This is a genomic window from Actinoplanes sp. NPDC049118 (assembly GCF_040648555.1).
In the GTDB taxonomy this organism is placed as follows: Bacteria; Actinomycetota; Actinomycetes; order Mycobacteriales; family Micromonosporaceae; genus Actinoplanes.
In genome coordinates, this window is sequence record NZ_JBEZDY010000006.1 from 24,267 (window position 1) to 49,659 (window position 25,393).

Annotated in this window: 17 protein-coding genes; 9 read left to right on the forward strand and 8 right to left on the reverse strand. The window is 71.5% G+C overall.

Features of this window, described 5'->3' with window-relative positions:
* Positions 1–174 precede the first annotated feature (174 nt).
* Positions 175–627: a calcium-binding protein gene (locus AB0B58_RS10810; RefSeq protein WP_360221040.1), complete on the forward strand. Its 453-nt coding sequence runs from the start codon at positions 175–177 to the stop codon at positions 625–627.
* 56 nt (positions 628–683) lie between these two features.
* Here the strand turns inward: AB0B58_RS10810 and AB0B58_RS10815 are convergent, their stop codons facing one another.
* The 5 genes from AB0B58_RS10815 to AB0B58_RS10835 form a co-directional block, all read right to left on the reverse strand.
* Entirely contained in the window at positions 684–5,219 is a 4,536-nt protein-coding gene (locus AB0B58_RS10815; RefSeq protein WP_360221043.1) for a HAMP domain-containing protein, read from the reverse strand.
* 253 nt (positions 5,220–5,472) lie between these two features.
* Complete coding sequence (locus tag AB0B58_RS10820) at positions 5,473–6,432, reverse strand: hypothetical protein (RefSeq protein WP_360221046.1); 960 nt, start codon at positions 6,430–6,432, stop codon at positions 5,473–5,475.
* 4 nt (positions 6,433–6,436) lie between these two features.
* Entirely contained in the window at positions 6,437–6,817 is a 381-nt protein-coding gene (locus tag AB0B58_RS10825; RefSeq protein WP_360221049.1) for a peptidase inhibitor family I36 protein, read from the reverse strand.
* 174 nt (positions 6,818–6,991) lie between these two features.
* Positions 6,992–7,885 carry a GNAT family protein gene (locus tag AB0B58_RS10830; protein WP_360221052.1) on the reverse strand — a complete coding sequence of 298 codons (894 nt, stop codon included), beginning with the start codon at positions 7,883–7,885 and terminating at the stop codon, positions 6,992–6,994.
* The gene (locus tag AB0B58_RS10835) at positions 7,882–9,582 is read right to left on the reverse strand and encodes an AMP-binding protein (RefSeq protein WP_360221055.1); all 1,701 of its coding nucleotides are present in this window, start codon (positions 9,580–9,582) and stop codon (positions 7,882–7,884) included. The genes AB0B58_RS10830 and AB0B58_RS10835 overlap by 4 nt, the downstream gene beginning before the upstream one ends.
* Positions 9,583–9,898: 316 nt before the next feature.
* Between AB0B58_RS10835 and AB0B58_RS10840 the strand changes: the two genes are divergently transcribed.
* The 4 genes from AB0B58_RS10840 to AB0B58_RS10855 all read left to right on the forward strand — a co-directional run bounded on the left by AB0B58_RS10840 (position 9,899) and on the right by AB0B58_RS10855 (position 16,788).
* Positions 9,899–13,057, forward strand: coding sequence for a BTAD domain-containing putative transcriptional regulator (locus AB0B58_RS10840; protein WP_360221058.1), 3,159 nt, complete (start codon positions 9,899–9,901; stop codon positions 13,055–13,057).
* Between the two features lie 106 nt (positions 13,058–13,163).
* Entirely contained in the window at positions 13,164–14,171 is a 1,008-nt protein-coding gene (locus tag AB0B58_RS10845) for a hypothetical protein (protein WP_360221061.1), read from the forward strand.
* A 250-nt stretch (positions 14,172–14,421) separates the two neighbouring features.
* Positions 14,422–16,020 carry a GGDEF domain-containing protein gene (locus tag AB0B58_RS10850; RefSeq protein ID WP_360221064.1) on the forward strand — a complete coding sequence of 533 codons (1,599 nt, stop codon included), beginning with the start codon at positions 14,422–14,424 and terminating at the stop codon, positions 16,018–16,020.
* Positions 16,021–16,128: 108 nt separating this feature from the next.
* The gene (locus tag AB0B58_RS10855) at positions 16,129–16,788 is read left to right on the forward strand and encodes a hypothetical protein (protein ID WP_360221067.1); all 660 of its coding nucleotides are present in this window, start codon (positions 16,129–16,131) and stop codon (positions 16,786–16,788) included.
* 57 nt (positions 16,789–16,845) lie between these two features.
* On the opposite strand, the gene AB0B58_RS10860 is transcribed toward AB0B58_RS10855, so the two are convergent.
* Positions 16,846–17,721 (reverse strand): hypothetical protein, encoded by an 876-nt coding sequence (locus AB0B58_RS10860; protein WP_360221070.1) that lies wholly within the window; start codon positions 17,719–17,721, stop codon positions 16,846–16,848.
* A gap of 348 nt (positions 17,722–18,069) precedes the next feature.
* Here AB0B58_RS10860 and AB0B58_RS10865 point away from each other — a divergent pair, with 348 nt between their 5' ends.
* Complete coding sequence (locus AB0B58_RS10865) at positions 18,070–19,272, forward strand: cytochrome P450 (RefSeq protein WP_360221073.1); 1,203 nt, start codon at positions 18,070–18,072, stop codon at positions 19,270–19,272.
* Positions 19,273–19,363: 91 nt separating this feature from the next.
* Here the strand turns inward: AB0B58_RS10865 and AB0B58_RS10870 are convergent, their stop codons facing one another.
* A complete protein-coding gene (locus AB0B58_RS10870; RefSeq protein ID WP_360221076.1) occupies positions 19,364–19,660 on the reverse strand; it encodes a hypothetical protein in 297 nt (98 codons plus the stop codon).
* Between the two features lie 262 nt (positions 19,661–19,922).
* Here AB0B58_RS10870 and AB0B58_RS10875 point away from each other — a divergent pair, with 262 nt between their 5' ends.
* A complete protein-coding gene (locus tag AB0B58_RS10875) occupies positions 19,923–20,366 on the forward strand; it encodes a cupin domain-containing protein (RefSeq protein ID WP_360221079.1) in 444 nt (147 codons plus the stop codon).
* A 5-nt stretch (positions 20,367–20,371) separates the two neighbouring features.
* On the opposite strand, the gene AB0B58_RS10880 is transcribed toward AB0B58_RS10875, so the two are convergent.
* Positions 20,372–21,790 carry a GGDEF domain-containing protein gene (locus AB0B58_RS10880; protein WP_360221082.1) on the reverse strand — a complete coding sequence of 473 codons (1,419 nt, stop codon included), beginning with the start codon at positions 21,788–21,790 and terminating at the stop codon, positions 20,372–20,374.
* Between the two features lie 127 nt (positions 21,791–21,917).
* Here AB0B58_RS10880 and AB0B58_RS10885 point away from each other — a divergent pair, with 127 nt between their 5' ends.
* Together AB0B58_RS10885 and AB0B58_RS10890 are read left to right on the forward strand one after the other, a co-directional pair.
* Positions 21,918–24,164, forward strand: coding sequence for an EAL domain-containing protein (locus AB0B58_RS10885; protein WP_360221085.1), 2,247 nt, complete (start codon positions 21,918–21,920; stop codon positions 24,162–24,164).
* Positions 24,165–24,221: 57 nt separating this feature from the next.
* Positions 24,222–25,307 (forward strand): Dyp-type peroxidase, encoded by a 1,086-nt coding sequence (locus tag AB0B58_RS10890; protein WP_360221088.1) that lies wholly within the window; start codon positions 24,222–24,224, stop codon positions 25,305–25,307.
* The last annotated feature ends 86 nt before the right edge of the window (positions 25,308–25,393 follow it).

The window sequence follows — 25,393 nt, forward strand, 5'->3', positions numbered from 1 at the left end:
CGGCTGGACTCCACAGTAGCGTCGTCCATGGAGTGGGCCCGAGAAATCCCTCTACCGGCGCTGTCGCCGCAATGGATTCGGTCGGCACTTCCATCATCATTCCCGGTGGGTCTGGTGATGCGATATCGATGGACTGATCAGTCGAAATTGTCATTATGTGTGCGGGGAGAAACCATGTTCCGGATCGAGAATCGTTCGTCCCGGCTCGCCACGACCGCCCTGTCGGCCGCCCTGCTCGGCGCCGCCGCCGTGCTCATGCCGGCGACCGCCGCCCAGGCGCAGCCGCCCAGCTGCGCCAACCCGGCGATCACCGGCACGGCCGGGCCGGACCGCATCTTCAGCCCGCCCGGCCCGGACGTCATCGCCGCGCTCGGGGGCGACGATGTGGTCGTGGCCAACGGGGCCGACACCGTCTGCCTCGGCGCCGGCAGTGACGTCTACGTCGGAACCGACGCCGTGGACACGGTGGACGGCGGCGCGGACGGCGACACGCTCACCGGCGACGCCGGCGCCGACCAGGTCTCCGGCGACGCCGGCGCGGACACCCTCAGCGGCGGCGCCGGCGCGTCCGACCGGTGCGCCGCGACCATCGAAACGCGGACCCAGTGCGAAATCATCATCGGATGACGCCGCGTGCCCGTGCGAGTGGCCGCTCTCATGACCGCGGGAAGGCCACGACCCTTCTACGAGCGGGGGTCACCGGCACCGCTTGCCTGCAGCCATCGGTCGATGCATTGCAGGAGGTCTTCCGCGTCCACGGGTTTGGTCACATAGTCGCTTGCGCCTGAGGCGAGGCTCTTCTCACGGTCGCCGTGCATGGCCTTGGCGGTGACGGCGATGATGGGCAGCTGGGCGTATCTGGGCATGGCGCGGATGGCGGTGGTGGCGGCGTAGCCGTCCATTTCCGGCATCATGACGTCCATCAGGATGAGGTCGACATCGTCGTGCTGGGCGAGTACGTCGATGCCCTTGCGGCCGTTCTCCGCGTAGACGACCTCCATGCCGTGCAGTTCGAGGATGTTGGTGAGCGCGAAGACGTTACGCGCGTCGTCGTCGACGACCAGCACCTTGCGTCCGACGAGTTTGCCGGGTTGGTCGGCGGTACCGGCGGCTGCCGGGGTGTCGATCGTCGGCGTCCCGGTGGGCGAACCCGAATTCGTGGACAGGTGCAGGGTGATGCGCTCGCGGAGTTCGTCGAGGCTCGACAGCAGCTCCAGCGGGCGAGTCTGCGCCAGCGCCTGGAGGAGGGTGTCGTGGTTCGGCGACATCGGGTGGGTGCGGTAGGCCAGGACCGGCAGGTGCCGCAGGTTGGTCCGATCGTGCAGCGCTTTGAGGAACACCGAGCCGTTGTCGGCCGGCATCGACAGGTCGAGCACGACGGCGTGGAACGGCTGCGACGTCAGTTCGGCGATCGCGGCGTCCGGGTCGACCGCCGTGGCGACCTGTACGGTCCCGTGGGTGTCGGCGACGGTGGCGGCGGCGCTACGCGAGATCAAGGTGAGCAGTCCGTGGGAGTCGGCCTCGACCACCAGCAGCCGGAGTTGGGCATGGCGATCGGTGACGTGCTCATCGGTGCCGAGTTCCGGGATCAACACGTCGACGACCTGTCCGGCGGCTGGAAGCTCAAGGTGGCCGGCCGGTGCCTCGGCCGGCAGGTAGAGGGTGAAGGTGCTGCCCTGGCCGAGGGCGCTCTGCGCTTGGATCTCGCCCCCGAGGAGGTAGGCGATCTCCCGGCTGATGGACAGGCCCAGGCCGGTGCCGCCGTAGCGGCGGCTGGTCGTGCCGTCGGCTTGCTGGAACGCGTCGAAGATGGCGGTCAGCTGCTGCTCGGCGATCCCGATGCCGGTGTCGATCACGCGGAACGCGACGACCGTATCGTGCCCGGTAAGCGTCTCGGGCAGCTCGTCCGTGCGGCCGAGTTCGATGCTCAGCCGCACCCGGCCCGCTTCGGTGAACTTGACCGCGTTGGAGAGCAGGTTACGCAGCACCTGACGCAGTCGCTGCTCATCGGTGAACAGACCGACTGGCACGTCGGAGGTGGCGGAGACGTCGAACTCCAGGCCTCGGGAGGTGGTCAGGGGGCGGAACGTCGCCTCCACGTAGTCGACGAGGCTACGGAGTTCGAAGGCCTCCGGCGCGATGTCCATCTTGCCGGCCTCGACCTTGGACAGGTCGAGGATGTCGTTGATCAGCTGCAGCAGATCGGTGCCCGCCGAGTGGATGACGTTGGCGTACTCGACCTGTTTCGCGCTGAGATTGCGGGTGGGGTTCTGGGCGAGGAGCTGTGCCAGGATGAGCAACGAGTTCAGCGGCGTCCGCAGCTCGTGGCTCATGTTCGCGAGGAACTCCGACTTGTACTTCGACGCCAGGGCCAGCTGCTGAGCGCGGGCCTCGAGTTCCTGGCGCGCCTGCTCGATCTCGGAGTTCTTCGTCTCGATGTCCCGGTTCTGCCGGGCCAGCAGCGACGCCTTGTCCTCCAGCTCGGCGTAGGAGCGCTGCAACTCCTCCGAGCGGGCCTGCAGCTCCTCCGAGCGGGCCTGCAGCTCAGCGGCGAGGCGCTGCGACTCGGTCAGCAGCACATCGGTACGGGCGTTGGCCACCATCGTGTTGACGTTGACGCCGATGGTCTCCATCAGCTGGTCGAGGAAGGCGAGGTGCACCTCGGTGAAGGTGGCCATGCTCGCCAGCTCGATCACGCCGAGAATCTGGTCCTCGACCACGATGGGGAGCACGACGAGCTGAAGGGCGGTCGCGGAGCCGAGGCTGGACGCGACGGTGAAGTATTCGGTCGGTAGTTCGTTGACGACGATGCGCCTCTTGGCGAGCGCGGCCTGCCCGACCATCGACTCGCCGATGGCGAACCGCCGTCCGCGTCCGTTGTGACCGTAGCTGCCGACCACTCGCAGCCGCGTGCCGGCGGCGTCGTCGACCAGCAGGAACGTGCCGAGCTGCGCATTGACCAGCGGGGTCAGCTCGGTCATCACGAGCGAGGCGACCACTTCCAGGTCGCGGTGGCCCTGCATGAGCGAGGAGATGCGGGCCAGGTTGGTCTTGAGCCAGTCCTGCTCCTGGTTGGCCCGGGTGGTCTCGCGCAGCGACTCCACCATGAAGTTGATGTTGTCCTTGAGCTCGGCGACCTCGCCCGAGGCGTCCACGGTGATCGACCGGGTCAGATCGCCGGTGGCCACGGCGCTGGTCACCTCGGCGATGGCCCGCACCTGCCGGGTCAGGTTGCCGGCGAGTCCGTTGACGTTCTCGGTGAGGCGCTTCCACGTACCGGAAACGCCCTCGACCTCGGCCTGGCCGCCGAGCCGGCCCTCGCTGCCCACCTCGCGCGCCACCCGGGTGACCTCCGCGGCGAAGCTGGACAGCTGGTCCACCATCGTATTGATGGTCGTCTTGAGCTCGAGGATCTCGCCGCGTGCGTCCACGTCGATCTTCTTCGTCAGGTCACCCTGGGCGACCGCGGTGGTCACCTGGGCGATGTTGCGGACCTGACCGGTCAGGTTGTTCGCCATCGAGTTGACGTTGTCCGTCAGGTCCTTCCAGGTGCCGGCCACGTTCGGCACCGTGGCCTGGCCGCCGAGCTGGCCCTCGGTGCCCACCTCCCGGGCCACCCGGGTCACCTCGTCGGCGAACGCGCTCAGCGTGTCCACCATCGTGTTGATCGTCTGGGCCAGGACGGCGACCTCGCCCTTGGCCTCGACGGTGATCTGCCTGCTCAGGTCGCCCTGGGCCACGGCGGTCGCCACCAGGGCGATCGAGCGCACCTGGTTGGTCAGGTTGGAGGCCATCACGTTGACGTTGTCGGTCAGGTCCTTCCACGTTCCGCCCACGTTGAGTACCCGGGCCTGGCCGCCGAGGCGGCCCTCGGTGCCCACCTCCCGGGCCACCCGGGTCACCTCGTCGGCGAACGCGGAGAGCTGGTCGACCATCGTGTTGATGGTCTCCTTGAGCTCCAGGATCTCGCCGCGGGCGTCCACGCGGATCTTCTGCGTCAAATCGCCGCGCGCGACCGCGGTGGTGACCTCGGCGATGCTGCGTACCTGGGCGGTCAGATTGTCGCCCATGACGTTCACCGACTCGGTGAGGTCCTTCCACGTGCCGGAGACGCCCTTCACGTCGGCCTGGCCGCCGAGCCGGCCCTCGGTGCCCACCTCCCGGGCCACCCGGGTCACCTCGTCGGCGAAGCTGGACAGCTGATCCACCATCGTGTTGATCGTGCTCTTCAGCTCCAGGATCTCGCCGCGCGCCGCGACGGTGATCTTCTGCGACAGGTCACCGCGGGCCACCGCGGTCGCTACCTGGGCGATCGAGCGCACCTGGTTGGTCAGGTTGCCGGCCATCGAGTTCACCGAGTCGGTCAGGTCACGCCAGGTGCCCGCGACGCCGCTGACCTGCGCCTGCCCGCCGAGGCGGCCGTCGGTGCCCACCTCCCGGGCCACCCGGGTCACCTCGTCGGCGAAGCTGGACAGCTGATCCACCATCGTGTTGATCGTGCTCTTGAGCTCGAGGATCTCGCCCCGGGCGTCCACGGTGATCTTCTGCGACAGGTCGCCGCGGGCCACCGCGGTGGTCACCTGGGCGATGTTGCGGACCTGGTTGGTGAGGTTGCCGGCCATGAAGTTCACCGAGTCGGTCAGGTCCCGCCAGGTACCGGCGACCCCGGGTACCTCGGCCTGACCGCCGAGCCGGCCCTCGCTGCCCACCTCCCGGGCCACCCGGGTCACCTCGTCGGCGAACGACGACAGCTCGTCCACCATCGTGTTGACCGTGTTCTTCAGCTCGAGGATCTCACCGCGCACGTCCACGGTGATCTTCTGCGACAGGTCGCCGCGGGCCACCGCCGTGGCCACCTGGGCGATGTCGCGGACCTGGTCGGTGAGGTTGCCGGCCATCGCGTTCACCGAGTCGGTCAGGTCCTTCCACGTTCCGGAGACGCCGGGCACGTCGGCCTGGCCGCCGAGTTGTCCCTCGGTGCCCACCTCTCTGGCGACCCGGGTCACCTCCGAGGTGAACAGCGACAACTGGTCGACCATGCCGTTGAAGACGGTGGCGATCTCGCCGAGGAGACCGTCGCCGTCCTCCGGTAGCCGGGTGCGGAAGTCGCCGTCACGTACCGCCGTCAGGCCCGCCAGCAGCTGCCTGAGATCACCGTCGGCCACCGCACCCACTTCACCGGCCGCCTGCCGCGGGTGTTCCACCGTGCTCTGCCCCATCGCCCGCCCCTTGCCGACGGCCACCAGCTCAATGGCCGGGAATCCATGTCCGGGGGCAAGTATGCACACGATGCCCGCAGTAGGAATGCACACGATGTCCGCGCTCCTGACCGGGCTCAGCTCAGCAGGACGGCGATCGAGTCCGGGAACACCGCTTCTGCGGCCGGACGACCAGCAAGTGGCATCTGCGGTAGATCGTGCCCCTGTGTGCAGTGCAGACAGCAGGTTCCGGACCTGCGGTGACCGGTCGGTCTCATCGAGTTGGCGGCGGCGCCGTCGCGGTGATGCGGCGGGCCGCCTCGAGAGCTTTCACGCGTGCGGCGCGCAGCGACGAAACGGCGGCGGAGGCGGTGGCGGGTGTCCCGCGCTCGGCCGCGCGCTGTGCGGAGACAACGGCCTCCCAGATGCCGCTGTCGCACTGGCAGTCGGCGTCCGCGATGGCCGTCTCGTGCTCGAGTCGCAGGGCGGCCGCGAAGCCGGCCCGGTTCCCGCCTGCGGCGCCGGACAACGCCCGGTCGACCACAGCGCGAGCCTCGGCGGGTGCGCGGAGGTCGTGGCCCTTCCCGGCCATGCACTCCGACCAGCGGGCCACCGCGGCGGTCATCGCGGGGTCACGCCAGACCCGGGCGGCCACGGCGCTCACCGCCGCCTCCGCGGTCACCCGGAGGCGGTCCCAGTCCGTCCCGAAGAGGTCCTGGCGGGCGCGCGTCACGCAGGCGTCCGGCGCATAGGTGAACACATTGCCGTCGACCTCGATCCGAGCCTCGCGGCCCGGCGTACCCAGCAGTGCCCCGTCCCAGGCCCGGCGCTCCCGCGCGGTCATCGCCGCTCGCATCGCGGCGTTCGCGCCAACAGGCATCGCCGCCCCGCCGGACGAGGACGGTGTCGCCACCAGGCGTTCACCCATCCCGTACCCGTGCAACCGGGCCTCCCGCGGCCCGATCAGGCCGTATACCGCCGCGCCGGTCTCCTCCGGTCCGGCGGCCTCGGCCGGCGGCTGCGGCAGATATCGCAGGCCGCGGCCCCGCATGCAGTCCGCCACCAACTCCTCCTCGGCCGCGGCGAACAGTCTCCGCTCCGCGACCGGGATGTGCGCCGCCCCGCCGAACGGGTGTGGCACGTCGGGGCGCGCGTGGCCGGAGGCGTCACCGCATCCGGCCACCAGCGCGACCGACACCGCCACGACGGCAGGAAGTCCGCTGCGTGTTCTCACCTCATCAGCACCAGTGGTTCGAGGCGACGTTCTTGTAGAACGGCGGGTTCTGCGTGTTGAGGTTGCTGTAGCCCGTGCCGCGCGGCAGGTAGACGCTGGTACCGGTCCGGTTGCGCCCGTTCCAGATCGTCACGCCGCACGAGGCGCCGTTGTTGAAGATCGACACGGCATTGTCGAACGACGGGTACTGCAGCAGGTCGTTGTTGTTGCCGGCCACCCTTCCGGGCGTCGCGTTGTAGTTGGCCGCCGCGAACGCGCACAAGTACCCGGACCCGCACTCGGCCAGCGACGCGTTCGCCGGACCGGCCGCGACGCCGACCATGCCACCGGCCGCGGACGTCACGGCCGCCCCCAACGCCAGCGTCCGCACTCCTCTAAGCTTCATCACCGTCTCCCTCCCGGGCCGCGCCGCTCGGCGCGGTCTTGATGGCCCGGACGCTAGTGACGCCGGTCGCCACCCCAACCCCATCGCCACCCCGGCCACGGTGCCCGTTCGCACCACGCCCCACCTGCCCTTCCGGAGCGGCTGCGGCGGCGAGCGGCAGGACCGGCGGCAGCTTCACTCCGCGGGGTCGGGTCGCGGTTCGCCGCCCGGCCGGTAGATCGCGCACAGGCGCTTGTCCCAGTAGCGTCCGGCGTAGAAGTCATGCGCCCGCAGGACGCCCTCCACCGTGAAGAGGCGGCCCGCACCGCTGCGGACCTGGTCCCAGTTGAACCCCGGAATCTCCAGGTAGAGCTTGCGCAGCGGGAAGGTGTGGAACAGGTACCGCGCGAACAGCGCCGACGCGCCGGCCGGGAGGCCGGTGCCGGCGTGCTCGGGCGCGAAGACCGCCCCGAGCAGCGCGTGCCCGTGCGCCAGATCCGCGTCGTACGCGACGACGAGCCCCGCCGGGCGGCTGTCGGCGGCGGTGCGGGCGATCAGCTGGACCAGCACGTTGCCCCACAGGTCGGCCGCGAACCGCTCCGGCGGAGGCGGGTTGCCCCGGTACCGCCAGCGGTAGGAGACCTCGGGATGCGTCGCCAGCGTGTAGAGGAAGGGCAGATCCTCCTCCTGGATCGGGCTCAGCAGGTAGGCGGCGTCGTTGAGCACCGGCACCAGCTTGTCCTGCCGCCGGTCCGGGCGCGGCGGCGTGGTCGCCGCCGCGATCCAGCCCGTGCCGGGCGGCGCCGCGGTGACGACGACGGACAGCCCGGCGCGGTCGCCGGCACGGCCGACGAGGTCGAGGACCTGACCGACCCGGCGCAGGTTCCGGCCGTCGGCGTTCGTCACGCCGTGTGTCTGCATCCAGGTGAGCATGCTGAGCATGTCGAGGCTGTCCAGCGCCAGGTCGTCGGTGAGGTGCGCCTGGTCCGGCAGCTCCGCCGGATCCCGGTCCACGGCGGCGGCCAGTTCGCGCCGCCGTTCCTCACGGCGGCCGGGTTCCTCGTCTCGTCCAGTGGGGACAGATGTCATCGGCGTGCCTTTCCGGGCGGTGTCGATGCGGCGCCGACCGCAGCGGTGGGCAGGGTCCCGGCGAGCAGCCGGGCGCGGATCTCGTGGCGGCGCAGCTTTCCGGAGGACGTGCGGGCCAGTTCTCCTGGCGGCACGACGGCGACCTGGCGCGGGGCCAGCCCGAGGCCGGCCACGATCGCGCCGCGGACCGCCGCGCATACCGACTCCGCCTCGTCGGCGTCCGCCCAGCTCGGCGACTCGACCACCACCGCGAGCCGGTCGGCGATTCCGCCGCCGGGTACCCCGAAGGCCGCGGCGCCGCCGGCGCGCACCCGGGGCACCTCGACCGCCAGCGCCTCGACGTCCTGTGGGTGGATATTGCGGCCGGCGGCGAAGAGCAGGTCCGCCGCGCGTCCGCAGACGACCAGCTCACCCCCGGTGAGATAACCGAGGTCACCGGTCGGCAGCCAGCCATCGGATGCGGCGGCCGGCGCCCCCCAGTAGCCGCCGGTCACACCGGGCCCGGCGACCTCGATCCGGCCGACTCGACGGTCCGCCAGCACCCGTGCCTCACCGCCGGTACCGGCCGCGACGATCCGGACCCGGGTGCCGGGCACCGGCCGTCCCAGCCTGGTCAGCGCCCGGCCGGTGCCCGCCGGGACGGCGGCGCCCCGGCGCTCCAGTGCCTCCCGGTCCACCGTGTCGGTCCGCAGGCCCGCGCCCGGCCTCGACACGGTGACCGCGAGGGTCGCCTCGGCCAGCCCGTACGCGCAGACGAAGGCGCCCGGATCGAATCCGTGGGGCGTCGCCGAGGCGAGGAACCCGGCCATCGCGACCGGGTCGATCGGCTCCCCGCCGGAGGCGGCGCACCGCAGGGAGCGCAGGTCGACGGCCGGGTCGGGCGCCGGGATCGCGCGCAGCAGGCGGGCGGCCAGCGCCCAGGCGAAGTTCGGCGCGGCGGTCACGGTGGCGCCGGTCGCGGCGATCTGCTCGAGCCAGCTGCGGGGCTGGGCGGCGAACCCGGCGGTGGGTAGCAGGGTGAGGTCGCAACCGCAGGTCATTGAGGTGCAGAGGATGCCGACGAGCCCCATGTCGTGATAGAGCGGCAGCCAGCTCAACGTGCTGCCGTGTACCCGATCATGGTCGGTCGCGATGAGGATCGCGTCCAGGTTGGCGGCCAGCTGCCCGTGGGTCACCGGCACGCCGCGCGGCGAGCGGGTAGAGCCGCTCGTGTACTGCAGCACCGCCAGGTCCGCGGGGCTCACCGGCGCCGGGGCCGAGGCCGGGGCGCCGGGATCGGTCGCCGCGGCCGCCACCGCGTGCAGGTCGGCCACCGGCACGACCGGCGTGATCGCGGCGGCGCCCAGCCCGTCCGGATCGCCGGCGAGCGCGAGGCGGGGCCGGGCATCCGTGACGATCCGCCGCAGGTGATCCACATAGGCCGGTCCCTCAACGGACGGGACGGGCAGGGGCAGTACGGTGACCGCCGCGCCGGCCAGCCAGGTGGCCTGCAGCGCGACGACCAGGTCGACGTGGCTCTCGCCGAGCAGCGCCACCCGGTCGCCGGGCTGTACGCCCCGGGCCGTCAGATCGCGCGCGACCAGCCGGGCCCGGCGATGCACCTCGCCCCAGGGGACCGTGGCCCGTTCGGAGCTGCCGATCGCCAGGGTGCCCCGGCCGCCGCGCCGGCCGCTGATCGCGTCCACCACCGTACGCATGCGAGCGCTCGCCTTCTCCGACGTCAAGGGATGCCTGCACGGTAGGGGCCGCCGATGGGCGGCCGACCCCAGCGCGACCCCAGCCGTTCTGCGTGCGGACTACGCCGGGTCCGGCCGCCGCGTCCACCGCCGCTACCGGCGCGGGCGGCCACGCCATGCGGCGCGGGGCCGTCCGGTGGCGGCGGCGCGGGCGGCAGAACGGACCGGAAGATCGACCGTGACCGATATGATTGCCGGCGGACGGTCCGCCGAGGACTTCGGACGGCAATGGCACCGAGACACCATCACGCCGATACGACCGGGCGGGGGCCTGGCAGTGCGCCACAGACGTTCACCGGCCACCATCGGCGATCAGCTCCGTGGTCGCCGGCTGCGCGTTGGGCTCACCCAGCGCGAGGTCGCCGTCCGCAGCGGGATCAGTGTGCGGGCGTTGCGCGACATCGAGCACAACCGGGTCGACGCGCCCCGGCCGGCGGCCCTCGGCCGGCTCGCCGTGACGCTCGGGCTCTCCGAGGCCGAGACCGCGAGCCTGCTCGCTCAGCTCCCGGCGGCGTCGCGGCCGGGTCCCGGCGCGGCGCGGCTCTGGATCGGGGTGCTCGGCCCGCTCGGCGTCCAGCGCGGGGGCGCGGCCGTCGAGGTGCGCTCACGGATGCAGGGCGACCTGCTCAGCCTGGTGGCGGTCCAACCCGGCCTGGTCGTGTCGACCGATGAGATCGTCGACGTGCTGTGGGGCGAGAAGCCGCCGCGGTCCTGCCTGCGACTGGTGCACACGTATGTCGCGCAGGTGCGGGCGATTCTGGAGCCGGCACGGCAGCTGCGCGGTCAGGCCCGGACGTTGCGCCACGTGCGGTCCGGCTACCGCCTGGAGCTGGACGGCGACGAGCTCGACCTGACGACCTTCACCCGGCTGACCGGCGTCGCCGCGCAGGCGCGCGACGCGGGCGACGCCGAGGGCGCGGCCCGGCTGTTCGGCGACGCCCTCGACCTCTGGCGCGGCCCGGTGCTGGCGGGCGCCGGCGAACGGCTGAGCCGGCACCCGGCCACGGTGGCGGTCGCGCGGCAGCGGCTGGCCGCCGCCGTCGCGTACGGCGACCTCGCCATAGCCGCCGGCCGATACGAGGAGGCGGTCGAGCGGGTCGGCGCCGCGTTCGACGGCGAACCCCTGCACGAGGGCCTGGCCGCCCGGCTGATCCTCGCGCTGGCCGGCTCCGGCGGTCAGGCCGCGGCGCTGACCCTCTTCGCCGAGGTCCGCCGGCGGCTGACGAACGAGCTCGGCATCGAGCCGGGCGCGGAGCTGCACGAGGCCTACCTGCGGGTGCTCCGCCGCCAGGTTCCCGCATCGGCCGATCACCGGTCGGAGCCGGTCGAGGAGCCGGTCGAGGCGCCGGGCGGGACCGGGCAGCCGCCGGAAACGCCCGTGCCACCCCCGTTGCCGGTCATGCCGGCGCGCCGCGACGGCGTCACCCCGCGCCAGTTGCCGGCCGAGATCCGGCACTTCGTCGGCCGGGCGCGGGAGCTGGCGCAGCTCGACGAGCTGGCCGACGAATCCGAGTCGCGCGGGCGGGTGGTGGTTGCGGCGGTCGACGGCCCCGGCGGCATCGGGAAGACCACGCTGGTCATCCACTGGGCACACGGCGCCACGGAACGGTTCCCGGACGGTCAGCTCTTCATCGACCTGCGTGGCTTCTCGCCGGGGGGCAAACCGGTCAGCACGAGCGAGGCGGTTCGCGGCCTGCTGGACGCGCTCGGTGTCGCGCAGCAGCGGATTCCCGCGGACCTGGACGCCCAGGTCGGGCTGTTCCGCAGCATGCTGGCCGGCAAGCGGGTACTCGTCGTGCTGGACAACGCCCTCGACGCCGAGCAGGTCCGTCCGCTGATCCCCGGCAGCGGGACCTCGCTGGTCGTGGTGACCAGCCGGCGGCGCCTGACGTCGCTGGTGGCGGTCGAGGACGCGCATCCGCTGCCGCTGCGGTTGCTCACCGACCCGGAGGCCCGGGAGCTGGTCTACCGCCGGCTGGGCGCGGTCCGGACGACCGTACGGCCGGCCGCGGTGGACGACCTGGTCGATCGCTGCGCCGGCCTGCCGCTCGCGTTGAGCATCGTGTCCGCGCACGCGACGCGCCGATCGATGCTCGAGTGTCCGAGGTCCGAGCGGGTGGGCGGGCTGGAGGCGCTGTCCGGCAACGACGCCTCGACCGACGTGCGGGCGGTCTTCTCGTGGTCGTACCACGGCCTGTCCGCCGGTGCCGCCCGCCTCTTCCGGCTGCTCGGCCTCCACCCGGGCGCCGATCTCGGCACGGCGGCCGCCGCGAGCCTGCTCGGCGAGCCCGTCATGGCGGCGCGGGCGCGCCTGGCCGAGCTGGTCAACACCAGCCTGGTCAACGAGTCGGCGCAGGGGCGGTTCACCGTTCACGACCTGCTCCGGTCGTACGCTGCGGAACTCGCGCACGCTGTCGACGGCGAGGCGGACCGGACGGCCGCCCGGCGCCGGATGTTCGACCACTATCTGCACAGTGCGCACGCGGCGAACACGCTGATGATCGAGTCCCATCTGAAGCCGATCCCGCTGGACGAACCGTCGCCGGGCCTGGCCGTCGAGCGGCCGCCGGGCCGGGCGGCCGCGACCGCCTGGTTCGCGCTCGAACGACAGGTGCTGCTCTCCATCGTGGACGAGGCGGCGGCCACCGGGTTCCACCGCCATGCCTGGCAGATCGCGTGGTCGCTGATCACGTTCCTGAACCGCCGCGGTCTTTTCGCGGAGCAACTCCGCGCGCAGCGCACCGCGCTCGCGGCGGCGGAGCGGGCCGGCGATCCGGCCGGCCGGGCCCAGGCGCGGCGGGCTCTCGGCGGTGCGCAGACCCACGTCGGCCACCACAGTGCGGCGCGGGAGAACCTGCTTACGGCGCTCGGGGAGTTCGCCGATCTTGGTGACGTCAACGGCCAGACCAGCGCACACTTCGGGCTGAGCTTCCTCGGCACGCTCCGGGATGATCACCGCGCGGCACTCCGGCACAGCGGCGCCGCGCTGGAGCTGTGCCGGGCGGCGGGCAACCTTCCCGGTCAGGCGAGCGCGCTCAACTCGGTCGGCTGGCACCACGCCCACCTCGGCGAGTTCCACGAGGCGGTGGAGTGCTGCTCGGCGGCGCTGGAGATCCACCGGGCCACCGGCAACGCGCTGGGCGAGGCTCACACGCTCGACAGCCTCGGCGTGATCCACCAGAGCGGCGGGGAGCACGAGACCGCGCTGACCTTCTTCCTGCGATCGTTCGCGCTGTTCGAGGAGCACGGCGACACATACCTCATGGCCACCGTCCTGGACCACGCCGGCGACTCGCAAGAGGCGCTGGGCCGCCCGGCGGAGGCGAGGGCCACCTGGAGCCGGTCGCTGGAGCTGCTGGACGGAGCCCGCCACCCCGACGCCGACCAGGTGCGCGCCAAGCTCGCGACGTCTGGCCACCGCCCACGGCCTCATTGAAATATGTCGTTTGCTAGATGTGATCCCGCCGGGGCCGCTGCAACGATGCCCGTTGCCGCTCGAGCCGTACCCGACCGGGACCCCGCATCCGTGCAGAAGAGGATCCATGCGCCTACGTCGCGTCACCCTGGCCGCTGTCATCACCCTCATGGTCGGCGCCGCGTTCGCGCCGTCGGTCGCGAGCGCCGACCCCACGACTCCCGCCCGCATGATCGGGCTCCTGCATGGATGGTCCGCAGACGATTCAATCCCGTACACGAAGGCGATCAACAACGGGAACGTGATCGTCGGCCAGACCGGCAGCAAGGCCGTCAAGTGGGTGGACGGCCTGCCGCTGAACCTGACCGACGTTCCCGGGTATGCCGCCAGCGCCGCGACGGACATCAACGACTCGGGCGTCATCGTAGGTTGGGTCGGCCCGAAGTCCGGGTACCTGAAGCGGAAGCCGGTGCGCTGGGAGCCCGACGGCTCCTACACGCTGCTGACCGGCAACAACGAGAGTTCCTGGGCAGAGGCGATCAGCAACGACGGGCACATCGCCGGCCGCATGGCGACCTCGAACAGCGCTGCCCGGCCCGTGCGCATCCGCGGAGGCCGCAACCTGCCGATCGGGGCGGGAGCCGGCATGGTGACGGGAATCGCCACCGGCGACATCGTCACGGGCTACCTCAACGAGTGCGGGACGTGCGCGACGACCGCCTTCGTCGACGGCAGCCGGGTCGGCGGCGGTACAGGGCTGCATCTGCTGCCGGGCGGCACCGACAACCGGACCGTGGCGGGTGCGATCAGCGCCGACGGGCGCAAGATCGTCGGTGTGGCGAACGACGAGCTCGTCACCTGGACGTACGAAGCAAACCCCGCGGACGGAGTGCACTGGCGGCGTGCCCGGATCGGCCGGCCGCCGCTCGAGGGCGTGCTGACCGTCTCGGCCGTCAGTTCTGACGGAGCGCGGATCGCAGGGCACACCCGGGCGGCTTCGCTCATGCAGAAGGCGTGGATCTACGAGAACGGGGCCTTCGTGGTCCTTCCCGCCTACTCGACGTGGGTTGAAGGCGTCAACATCCACGGTACGGTCGCCGGCGGCATGACCACTGCGGCCGTTTTCTGGCGGTAGGCGAGCCTGACCAGGCCGGATAGCCACCAGGCTATCCGGCCTCGATCTTCGTGGGACCGGTGAGACCAGCGGGTCGTGCGGCGGCTCCGGAGGAACACCGCAGTCGGCGCCGAGACTCTTTCAGGTTGCCCGCGCCGCGGTCGATGAAGGGGTGAGCGGACTCGAGAGCGGGGGCGAGATGAATGGTGTGTCGCAGGCGGAACCCACCATAGTTCCGGACCCTGCCGCCCCGCGTAGCCCTGCCGCGCCGTTGGATCCCGCCGCGGCGGCCCGGATGCTCGACGAGTTCGAGGACGGGGCCGACTTCGACGTCGCCTCGACGGAACGCATCGCGGACGAGCTCGAGGCGGCCGCCGAGGCGCAGGGTGAGACCGTGCTGCTCTGGCGCACCCGGCTGCTTCGCGCCACCCTGCACGAGTACCGCGGTGACCTCGCGGCTTCGGCACGCATCCTGTCCGACGTGCTGGACTGGGCCGGGGTGCACGGATGCCGTCAGCTCCAGGCGAGCGCCCACCGGGTCATGGCCCGGATCCACCGGGCGATGGGCGACATGGGCGCGTCCCTGGACCACTGCCTCCAGTGCGTGAACGCGCTGGACGACACCACCCCGCTGTCGATCCGGATCGCCAACCTGATCAAGCTCGCCGACGCGTTCGCCCGGACCGGCTCCGCCGAGGCCGCGCGCGAACGCTACGAGGAGGCCGACCGGCTGGCGGTCGGAACCGGCAACGTGTACCGCCAGATCATGGCGCTCAACAACTACGCGTACGCGGAGTACGAGGAGGGCAACGGGGAGCGGGCCCGAGCCGTACTCGCGCGGCTGCGCGCCGTGGTGGAGGCGCACGGGATGCCGCTCGGCTACTCGGTGCTGGACACCGTGGCGCGGGTCGAGACCCTGTGTGGCGACCATGACGCCGCGGAGCGGGCCGCCCGGGCCGCGCTCGCCGCCCTGCACGGCGAGGACCTGACGCAGGACCTGGACGCCGAGACGGATCTGCTGCTCACCCTCGCCCTGGTACAACGGCGCAAGGGCGACCTGGCCGCGGCCCTGAGCACGATCGCACACGTGCAGCTGGAGAGCGAGCGGCTGGCCCTGACGTACAACGCCGCCGAAGCGCTGTCCGAGCTGTCCCAGGTCCACGCCGCCCGCGGTGACTTCGAGAACGCCTACCTCGCGCTGTGCGACTACAACGCCGCCCAGGAACGCCTCAGCTCGGCCGAGCGCGAGGTCCAGGCCCGCAACCGGCAGGTCATGTTCGAGGTCGCCGAAGCCCGCCGCCAAGCCGAATGGTTCCGCGAACAGGCCCTCCGCGACGCCCTCACCGGCCTTCGCAACCGCCGCTACGTCGACGAGCACCTGCCACCGCTGCTGCACCGCGCCGCCACCGACAGCTCCCCGGTGACCATCGCCCTGCTCGACCTCGACCACTTCAAACGCGTCAACGACACCCTGTCCCACGAAACCGGCGACCAGGTCCTCACGATCGTCGCCGGCCTGCTCGACGCCGTCGACGTCGGCATCGACGGCTTCGCCGCCCGCCTCGGCGGCGAGGAGTTCCTCCTCGTGCTGCGCGGCACCGAGGCCGACGCCGCCCTGGACCGCCTGGAGCAGGTTCGCCACGCCATCGCCGATCACCCCTGGCAACCCATCACGGGAGAACTACCCGTCACGATCAGCATCGGCGTGTCCGTGGCCACCCCCCGAAGCACGCAGAGCAGCGTACTCAGCCAGGCCGACGAAGCCCTCTACGTCGCGAAACGCACCGGCCGCAACCGGATCGAACAGGCCGCGACGCCGGCCGGGTCGACATCGCGTCGCTGGCGGGACGCCGACGCCCTGGCGTCCTAGGGGGTGTCTCGCGGCGGAGGGGCACCTTCATCGATGGCCCCGGTGTGATGGCGGTTCGCGTGGTTCGTGCAAGATCAGGTGCACGCAAACCCACCCCTTGGGAGACACATGCGACGTAAGACCATCATTCTGCTGCTGGCCGCGACCGGGCTCATCGTCGCGGCCGGTCCCGCTGACGCCGCTCCAATGGCGACGGCGACGGGGACACGGCCCGCCGGCGAGGACTGCGGCGCGGTGCGCCTCACCAGCGACCTGCCGGCACCTCCGGTGGGCAGGTCCGCCCGCCAGACCGTCACCATCGGCGCGAACTGCCAGGTCGTCCGGGGCCCGGTCGAGTTCGTGAGCACACCGGCCGTGAACGCGCTCGACGCGACGGCGACGTACCACACCTCGTCCGAGATGTACGACTGCTGCCGCATCCTGATGACCGCGCTCTACACCGACAGCACGGTCAGCACCGCGGGCGGCCTGGTCACCGGCAGCTCCACCACCATTTCGACGCGTCACAACCGCGAGCCGTGGAACGCCGGCTGGTCGGTGGCATCCACCAGCAACAAGGGCGGTTGCCCGGCCGAGTGCGCCGCCGCCTCCCACACCGGCCACGCGGAGTTCTCCTACCGGGGCATTTTCGACCCGACGGGCCACTACTACGCCAACATCCACGACACCTCGGTGGTCCTGAACGGTGACGGGTCGGCGACCTGCACCGAGACGGTGGACCTGCGCCACAGCTTCATCGGCTGGAACTGGCAGCACACCTGCGCCTGACGCGGTGCGGCGTGGCGCCCCGAGGCGTCACGCCGCGCACCCCGGTACACGCTTCGCTCAGCGGCTTCGCTGTGGTGGCAGTGCCCGCTGGGCCATCGCGATGATGAGGGACCTCGGTGGTTGCCAGACGTCGCGATCCTCGTACGGCCAGGCGTAGGTCAGGGCTCCGTCGCGGATGTGGTCCAGCAGGCCCGGCGCTTCGAGTTTGTCGGCCGACCATTCGTAGAGGTGCCGCAGCCGCGGAGTGATGATCCCGTAGTCGAGGAGCCGGCCGAAGCCGAGTTCGTTCCTCAGGTAGGAGCGTGCCGTGTCGCGGAGCGGGTACTCGTCCGGGAGCACGCGGGAGAGCTGCAGGAAGATGCCGGTCATGCCCAGTCGCGGGTCACCGAGGAGCGGGGCGAGGGGTGCCAGCCGGCCCAGCGAGATCCGGGGGGCGGCGACGAGGGCGTGTGCGTACAGGACCCGGCAGAGCACGACGTTCATGAAGAAGCGCTCGGCCTCGTTCTCCGCGTCCGCCAGGGCGCGGTGCCCGAGGTAGGCCGCCACGACGCTGCCGTTGTGGGCCTGGTACCAGGTCCGGGCGGTCGGGTTGCGGGCGAAGGACATCCAGAAGTCGACCGTCCGGGAGGAGGCCGGCCCGGGGAGATCCCCGCTCAAGGCCACCGCCTCGCAGCCGTCCCGGAGGATGCGCTCGTTGACCGCCCGCCACCATGGGCTGCCGGGGTGGTCGTCGGCAGGCGGGCGCAGCAGACCGCGGCGGAGTTGCCATCGCATGAACGACATCGCCGCTCGGCGGAACGGCAGGTGCCGCGGGGCTTTGCCGAGCGGGCCGTAGTAGCAGCGCCGCATCAGGGCGATCCGACCTGCCGGATCGTCGCGGACTGAGGCGACCTGCTGCTCGGCCCAAGCGGCGGCGGTGCCGATAGGCCTCACGTCAGGCGGCCGGCTGCCTCGACTTCATCCCGACATCGTCGCACGGGACGATCGAGTCCGGTGCCATCACGAGTACCCCGGTGGGGAAGGCTAATCTCCGGAGAACCCCCAGAAGTAGATCTCCTCGGGCTTCCCTGCGGTGTTGTGCAGTACCGCGCACCTACCGAACCATCGCTCCTCCGCCAGTGGCTCCAAAGCCTTGACGTGTGCCCGGCCAGGTTAGACGCGACAATCGATTCTGGCCATGCCGTCTGCCGATGGCCAGATGCGATCGCACCCCCGCGCCGACTGGCGTGCGCCGGGCATGATGGGGATTTTTCGCATCCGTCTACTGGGGAGCAGCGGGGCATGGACTATCAGAGCGCGGTGGCATCGCTGTTTCAGCCGGAGGGGCGCCTCGATCCGTACCCCGCCTATGACGTGATCCGGGCACATGCGCCGATCTTCCAGGCGCTCGACGGCCGCTGGTTCGTCACCACCCACGCTCTCACCGACAGCCTGCTGCGTCACCCGGGCCTGCGCGTCGCGGACCCTGCCGACTACGACGGGTTCTGGCCGGGCTGGCGGCAGAACCGCGGCGTCGCCTCGATCGTGCTGTCCATGCTGAAGAACAACCCGCCGGACCATTCCCGGGTTCGCCGGGCGGCCGCGGCCACCTTCACCGCGCGACGGGTCACCGCGATGCGGGACCTCATCGCGGGCCAGGTCGAGGATCTGATCAAAGCCATGCCCGCGAGTGCGGACTTCATGAGCGTGTTCGCGTACCCGCTGCCGATCGGCGTGATCTGCGCCCTGCTCGGCGTGCCGGAGGCGGACCGGCCGTGGTTCCGGCAACGTGCCGCGGACCTGACCGTGGTGCTGGAGCCGGTCAGCACCGGCGAGGAGATGAGGCTCGCCGACGTGGCCGCCCGTGAGCTCGAAGCGTACTTCGCAGGGTTGATCGAGGAGCGCCGGCGCGCCCCGGAGGAGGACCTGACCAGCGCGCTCGTCGGCGCGCACGACGACGAGACCGGTCCCGGGCTGAGCGGCGAGGAACTGCTCGCGAACCTGGTGCTGCTGTTGGTCGCCGGCTTCGAGACCACCACCAACCTGCTCGGTACCGGCCTGCAGATCCTGCTGGAGCACCCGGAGCAGGCGGACCGGCTGCGGGCCGACCCGGACCTCGCCCCCGCGTTCGTGGAGGAGATCCTCCGGTACGACTCCCCGGTGCAGCTCACCTCCCGATACACGGCCGGCCCGCTGGAGCTCGACGACGGGCCGCGGCTCGGCGGCGGCGTGGAGCTGACCCTCCTGCTCGGCTGCGCCAACCGGGACCCGGCACGCTACCGCGACCCGCACCGGTTCGACCCGGACCGTCCGAACATCCAGCCGGTCTCCTTCGGCGGCGGGGCCCACTACTGCCTCGGCGCGCCGCTGGCCAGGCTGGAGGCGCAGGTCGCGTTCCCGCTACTGCTGACCATGCTGCCGCGGCTGAGCCTGGCCGGCACACCCGAACGCCGCGATCGGCTGGTCCTGCGCGGCCACGCCACGCTGCCGATCACCACCGGCTGAGCGCACCGCGTCAGCAGTCCGCGGGCCCCCGCCCCCGTTGATGCCCGACTCGCCACCGGCGCGGGCGTGTGGCGGGGAGGCCGCGGCCGGCTTACATGCCGGAGACGTCGATGTCGGCCTCGTCGACGTCGACGCCGACGTACGTCTCACGGGCTGTGCCGCCGTACTGCGCGGGCTCGCCCTTGCCGACGACGCCTGCGATGACGAAGAGGATCAGCAGGACACCACCCGCGATCGCGAGCCCGAGCCCGACCTCGGGGCGGGCGCCGGCCGGGATCAATTCCCACAGGTCCACCACGACCATGCGATACGGCTTCAACGCCTGCCAGATGATGGCGGCGACGGCGGCCCAGAAGGCCACGATGCCGAGGGCGATGACCCCGGTCAACGCGCCACCAAGAAACTTCGATCCTCGTACTTGGAGTCCCTGCCGCATCGTTCACCGCCGGCTCGTCGGCGCTACCCAGTCGTGGATTCACGATATCGGACCCTCACCACCCCGGCGGGCGGCGTGAAATTCACCGAGCACGCCATTCAGCACAGCTCCCGACCGGGAGCAATCCACCTAATACGCTCGCCGCCTGTGTAGGGTCACGGTGCGGGCGCGTGGGGGCTCGCCCGTTGCAACACCGGGAAGGACTTGTCACCAGATGCCGATCGAGCGCCACGGTCTGCGGACCGGACTCGCCGCCGCCGTCATCGCGGGCAGCGCACTCGTCAGCGGCGCCGCGCACGCCACCCCGCCGGGCCCCGGTGTGTCCGGCAGGATCATCTGGCAGCGAACCGTCGGCGACACCGACTACATCATGCGAGAGATCACCCTGCCGGCCGGGCAGAGCACCGGATGGCATCACCACAACGGCACCCTCTACGGCCGGGTCAAGCAGGGCACGCTGAACCACTTCGGCGCCACCTGCGAGTCCGACGGCGTCTATCCGGCCGGATCCTCCATCGTGGAGCCACCGGGTCCGGCGAACATTCACATCGGCCGCAACCTCGGCACCACCCCGCTGGTGCTCGACGTGCTCTACGTCCTACCGACCGGCAGCCCCTTGTCGGTGGACGACCCCAACCCCGGCTGCGACTTCCAGTGAACGGCCTATCCGGCGAGCATCCACCGTCCGTGCCCGAGGCGCTTGGCCTTGTACATCGCCTCGTCGGCCGAGCGCAGGACGAGCGCGGGGGAGACGTCCGGGCCGGCATCGTGCGCGGCGATGCCGATGCTGACGCTCACCGTCAATAGCGTGTCACCGAACGGTATCGGGGCGTCGACGTCACGCAGGATGCGCTCGGCCAGCACCACGCTGTCGTCGATGGTGGCGCCGGGGCAGGCCACGACGAACTCGTCCCCGCCGAGGCGGGCGACCACATCGTCGGCGCGCACCGCCCGGGTGAGCCGGTCGGCCACCGCCTTCAGCACCGCGTCTCCCGCGTCGTGGCCCTGCGTGTCGTTGACTTCCTTGAAGCCGTCCAGATCCAGGTAGAGCAGCACCGAGGGTCCGTCCCGGTGCAGGTGCTCGCTCAGCAGGGCGCGGTTGGCCAGGCCGGTCAGCGGGTCGTGCGACACCTGGAAGGCGAGCTGCGCCTGCGCGCGCTCCTGTTCCCGTACGGCGTTCATGAACCTGGCCACGACCAGCCCCGCGCAGACCGCGGTGGCTATCAGCGCGACGAGCCAGGCCCGGGACTCCAGGTTGGAGTGCAGGACGGCCATCATCGGCGCGGTCATCAGTGCCACGCCCAGGAAGACCCCGCGGGCCGGATGCAGTTTGGTCGACTGCTTGCCGGGCGTGGTCAGCTCGTCGCGGTCGGGGTGCAGGATCACGGCGGTGATGACGACGTTGGCGAGCAGCGGCAGTGCGGCAAGCCGGTCCGCCAGCCCGTAGTCGTTCACGTAGAGCATCAGGCTGTAGCCGACGTTGACGAACAGGCCCATGCCGGCGGACAGCAGCAGCAGCCGGGTGGGGCCGCCGCGCCGCCCGGGGGACAGCACCAGCATCAGTACGCAGGCCAGCAGGGCCACGTCGCCGAGGGGGTAGGCGGCCGGGACCAGGGTCTCGGCGACCGTCAGCCCGCCCTGCGCGAACAGCGGTTCGACGAAGAAGAGGTACGACGCGAGCGCGGCGGCGGTGGTCAGCGTCAGCGCGTCGAGAGCGGCGGCGCGGAACTGACCGGCCGCGCGGCGGCGTGTCATCAGGAGCAGCGCGACGACCTGCAGCGGGTAGGTGCCGAGCCACAGGACGTCGGACGCACCCGCGAGAGGGGCACCACCGTGGTAGTGCTGCCAGGTCTGAACGATGTCGCCGGAGACAGACATGCTCAAGATGAGCGCGAGAAGCGCCCAGACGTGCCGAACTCCGTCCGCACGCCGGCGTAGCGCGCCCCACCACGCCAGGCCGCAGAGCGGCACCGCGGCACTCAGATACAGCACGTCGCCGGCCGGCTTACCGCTCAAGATCATTTCCGCGACGGTTGCGACCGCGCCCGAGACGACGAGCAGCCGTACACCGCGCTTGGTCATGCCGCCGGAGATCGGCCGCGTGCCTCGATGAATGAGTGGTTATGCGCCGAATCACAGCAGGTGTGACCGGTGTCTCCGAGACCGGCGGCGGCTCAGGTGGTGGTCTACCTGTCCGAAAGGGCAGGTCGTGAGACGCGAGAGGCTTTGGTGGGGGTGGCTGGCGGCAGCTTGTCTGCTCACGGTCGGCTACTACCTGCTGCCCAAGGGCGTGGCCACCAACGTCGTATACAACATCATCGGGGTGGTCTCCGCCGCCCTGATCCTCGTCGGGGTTCGCCTGCACCGCGCCCGGCGGCCCGTGATGTGGTACTGGTTCGCCGCCGGGTTGGTCGCCTGGGTCATCGGTGACCTGGTGTGGCAGTACTACAAGTACGTCCTGCACCAGGAGCCCTATCCGTCACCGGCCGACTACTTCTACCTCAGCGCGTACCCGCTGATCCTGGCCGGGATGCTCATGCTGATGCGTGACAGGCGCCGGGGCGTCCGCGACGTGGCGGCGTTGATCGACGCGGCCGTCGTCGCCGTCGGTCTGGGACTCGTCTTCTGGGTGTTCGTGATGCACCCGATCGCCTCCGACGCGAGCGCCTCGACGTCCGAGCGGGTCTTCGGCGTGGCGTACCCGGCCGTCGATGTGCTTCTGCTCGCCATTCTGGCGCGCTTCTACACCGGCGTCGGCCGTCGGTCCACGAGCATCCGCCTGCTCGGCGGCGCCGCGCTGCTGCTGCTCATCGCCGACGTCGGATACTCGCTGCTGTCGCTGTACTCCGACGTCGACGACGAGTTGCTGGACGGCGCCTTCCTGCTGTCGTACGCATGCTGGGCGGCCTCCGCGCTGCACCCGTCGATGCGGACCGCGGGTGCCGTCGCGAAGCAGCCCGGCGACGCCCGGGTCGGCCGCGCCCGACTGCTGCTGCTGGCCGTCTGTACCCTGCTCGCACCCGCCCTGCTGCTCATTCCCGGCATCGGGGGTGACCCCGTCGACCGGTTCGTCATCGCCATCGGCGCGGGCCTGCTGTTCCTGTTGGTCGTGGTCCGCATGTCGGGCTTCGTCGGCCAGGTCCAGGAGCAGGCGGACCAGCTACAGGGCCTGGCCATGGCCGACGAGCTCACCGGCCTGGCGAACCGCCGCCGCTTCGAGCAGGAGCTGCGTTCCGCGCTCCACGCGGGGCCCATCCAGGTGGCGCTGCTCGACCTCAACGACTTCAAGGGCGTCAACGACCGGCTGGGTCACGGCGTCGGAGACCAACTGCTCACCGTGGTCGCGCAGCGGCTGCGTGCCACGCTGCGCCCCGACGTCCTGGTCGCCCGCATGGGTGGCGACGAATTCGCCGTCCTGGTGCCGGGCGCGACGGACGCCCAGGCCGACGCGATCGTGCGGCGGCTCGCCGACGCGCTGCGGGCACCGGTCGCCGCCGGCGGCCACGAACTACTCATCGGCGCCAGCATCGGCGTCGCCGACGGGGGCGGCACCGGCGATCCGTACGAGGTGCTGCGCCGCGCCGACGTCGCCATGTACGCGGCCAAGGCCAGCCACGACCGGCCCCGCCGCTACACGCCGGAGCTCGACAAGCGCACCGACGAGCAGGCCTGGCTCGGCGCCGAGATGCGCCTCGCCCTGGACGCCGGCCAGTTCCGGCTCGTGTACCAGCCGATCGTCGCGCTGCCGTCCGGGCGGATGGAGGCGGTCGAGGCCCTGGTGCGCTGGGAGCACCCGGTTCGCGGAATGATCGCGCCGGATCAGTTCATCCCCGCCGCGGAACGCAACGGGCTGATCGTCGAGCTGGGCGAGTGGATCCTGTACACCGCCTGCGCCCAGGCGGTGCAATGGCGGAACCGGTACGGCGAACTGGCGCCGGAACGCATGAGCGTCAACGTGTCGGCCCGCCAGCTCGCCGAGCCGGGCTTCGCCTCGGTGGTCGCGGCGGTCCTGAGCGACACCGGTCTGCCCGCCGCCTGGCTGACCGTCGAGGTGACCGAGACCGCGGTGTTCGGCGGCGGGCGATCGGTACAGGCCGTTCAGGATCTTCACGATCTCGGCGTACGCATCGCGCTCGACGACTTCGGCACCGGCCACTCGTCGCTGGGGCTGCTGCGGACCGTGCCCGTGGACGTGCTCAAGGTCGACAAGTCCTTCGTCGACTCGATCACCACGGCCGGCGAGGACGCCGTCATCGCCACCGCCCTCATCCAGGTCAGCAACGGCCTCGGCCTGACCGCCGTGGCCGAGGGCGTCGAGACCGCGGAGCAGGCGGCAGAGCTGCACCGGCTCGGCTACCGCTACGCACAGGGCTACCACTTCGGCCGGCCGACGGCGGAGCCGTCGTTCCAGGACGTGCGCGTCGACGATATGTCGTTCGCCCTATACCGGTCATAGGTTGCCGTCGCTACCTTTCTCGCTGACGTCGTTCGGTTGTCTCGAGGAGTGGTGCACGTGCCGAGCCCATTCCGCTCGCAGCCCGCGCTGACCCGCCGTGCGGTGATCGCCGGCGGGACTCTCGCCGCGGTCGGCTGGGCCGGCGGCTGCTCCACACCCCGTGCGGGCCGTCCCCGGGCCGAGTTGCTGAGTTCTCCGCCCCGGCCGCACACGGTCCTGGTCGCCCTGGATCTCCAGGACTCCGGACGCCGGCCTGTGGCGGGCGCCCTGCGCCGCCTCGCGGAGCGGGCCGAGTCGGCCGCGGCCGGCGTGGAGGTCGCCGTGGCGCTCGGTGCGTCGGTCTTCGACCGGGCCGGTCTCGCCGCACGCCGGCCCCGGCAGCTGGCGGTCATGCCGGCGTTCTCCGGCGACGTGCTGGACCCGCGGCGCTGCCACGGGGACGTGCTCGTCCAGATGGGCGCCGACACCGTCGAGGAGGCCGACCGCGAGGCGGGAGCGATCGTTGATGATCTTCCGGTCCGGTGGCGGATGTCCGGGTTCAGGGAGGGCGCGCGCATCGACGCCGGGCGGCCCGTCGCCACGAATCTGTTCGGCTTCGTCGAGGGGCACGGCAACCCGGAGCCGGCATCCGGCGCCGACCTGGTGCGCGTGGATGACCGGCACGGCGATCCGGCCTGGGCCGTCGGCGGCAGCTACCTCGTGATACGGGTGATCCAGTTCGCCACGGAGTTGTGGAACCGCGATCCCGTGGCCGAGCAGGAGCGCATCATCGGGCGCAGACGCGACGGCAGCTGGCCCGACGGCAGGCCCGCGGACGCGGAGCCGGCCTACGCCGCCGACCCGCACGGGCGGCACACGCCGCTGGACTCACACGTGCGCCGCGCGAATCCGCGTGACGGTGCCGCGCCGCCGATGACGCGGCGGGGCTACTCGTTCCGGGGCCGTGACAGCGCGGGCCGCGACGAGGAGGGCCTGCTCTTCACCGCGTACCAGAGTGATCTTGCGGCCGGGTTCGAGGCGGTGCAGCGGCGCCTGGCCGGGGAGCGGCTGGGCCGCTACACCCTGACCGTTGGCGGTGGCTATTTCTTCGTGCCACCCCGGGCGGGCACGACCCGGTGGGTCGATCCGCTTCTCGACCTCTAGCGTCAGGCGCCGGTGCTGCGCCACAGCACCGGCGCGTCCTTGCTGCTGCCGTCCGGACGGAGGGTGCCGGTGGTGATCGCGGCCGG

Bases quoted from the DNA above. Each gene is read 5' to 3' on its own strand.
- AB0B58_RS10875 (WP_360221079.1), top strand. From the start codon at position 19,923: ATGCCGATCGAGCGCCACGGTCTGCGGACCGGACTCGCCGCCGCCGTC.
- AB0B58_RS10815 (WP_360221043.1), bottom strand. From the start codon at position 5,219: ATGGGGCAGAGCACGGTGGAACACCCGCGGCAGGCGGCCGGTGAAGTG.
- AB0B58_RS10825 (WP_360221049.1), bottom strand. From the start codon at position 6,817: ATGAAGCTTAGAGGAGTGCGGACGCTGGCGTTGGGGGCGGCCGTGACG.
- AB0B58_RS10830 (WP_360221052.1), bottom strand. From the start codon at position 7,885: ATGACATCTGTCCCCACTGGACGAGACGAGGAACCCGGCCGCCGTGAG.
- AB0B58_RS10880 (WP_360221082.1), bottom strand. From the start codon at position 21,790: ATGACCAAGCGCGGTGTACGGCTGCTCGTCGTCTCGGGCGCGGTCGCA.
- AB0B58_RS10810 (WP_360221040.1), top strand. From the start codon at position 175: ATGTTCCGGATCGAGAATCGTTCGTCCCGGCTCGCCACGACCGCCCTG.
- AB0B58_RS10845 (WP_360221061.1), top strand. From the start codon at position 13,164: ATGCGCCTACGTCGCGTCACCCTGGCCGCTGTCATCACCCTCATGGTC.
- AB0B58_RS10855 (WP_360221067.1), top strand. From the start codon at position 16,129: ATGCGACGTAAGACCATCATTCTGCTGCTGGCCGCGACCGGGCTCATC.
- AB0B58_RS10865 (WP_360221073.1), top strand. From the start codon at position 18,070: ATGGACTATCAGAGCGCGGTGGCATCGCTGTTTCAGCCGGAGGGGCGC.
- AB0B58_RS10835 (WP_360221055.1), bottom strand. From the start codon at position 9,582: ATGCGTACGGTGGTGGACGCGATCAGCGGCCGGCGCGGCGGCCGGGGC.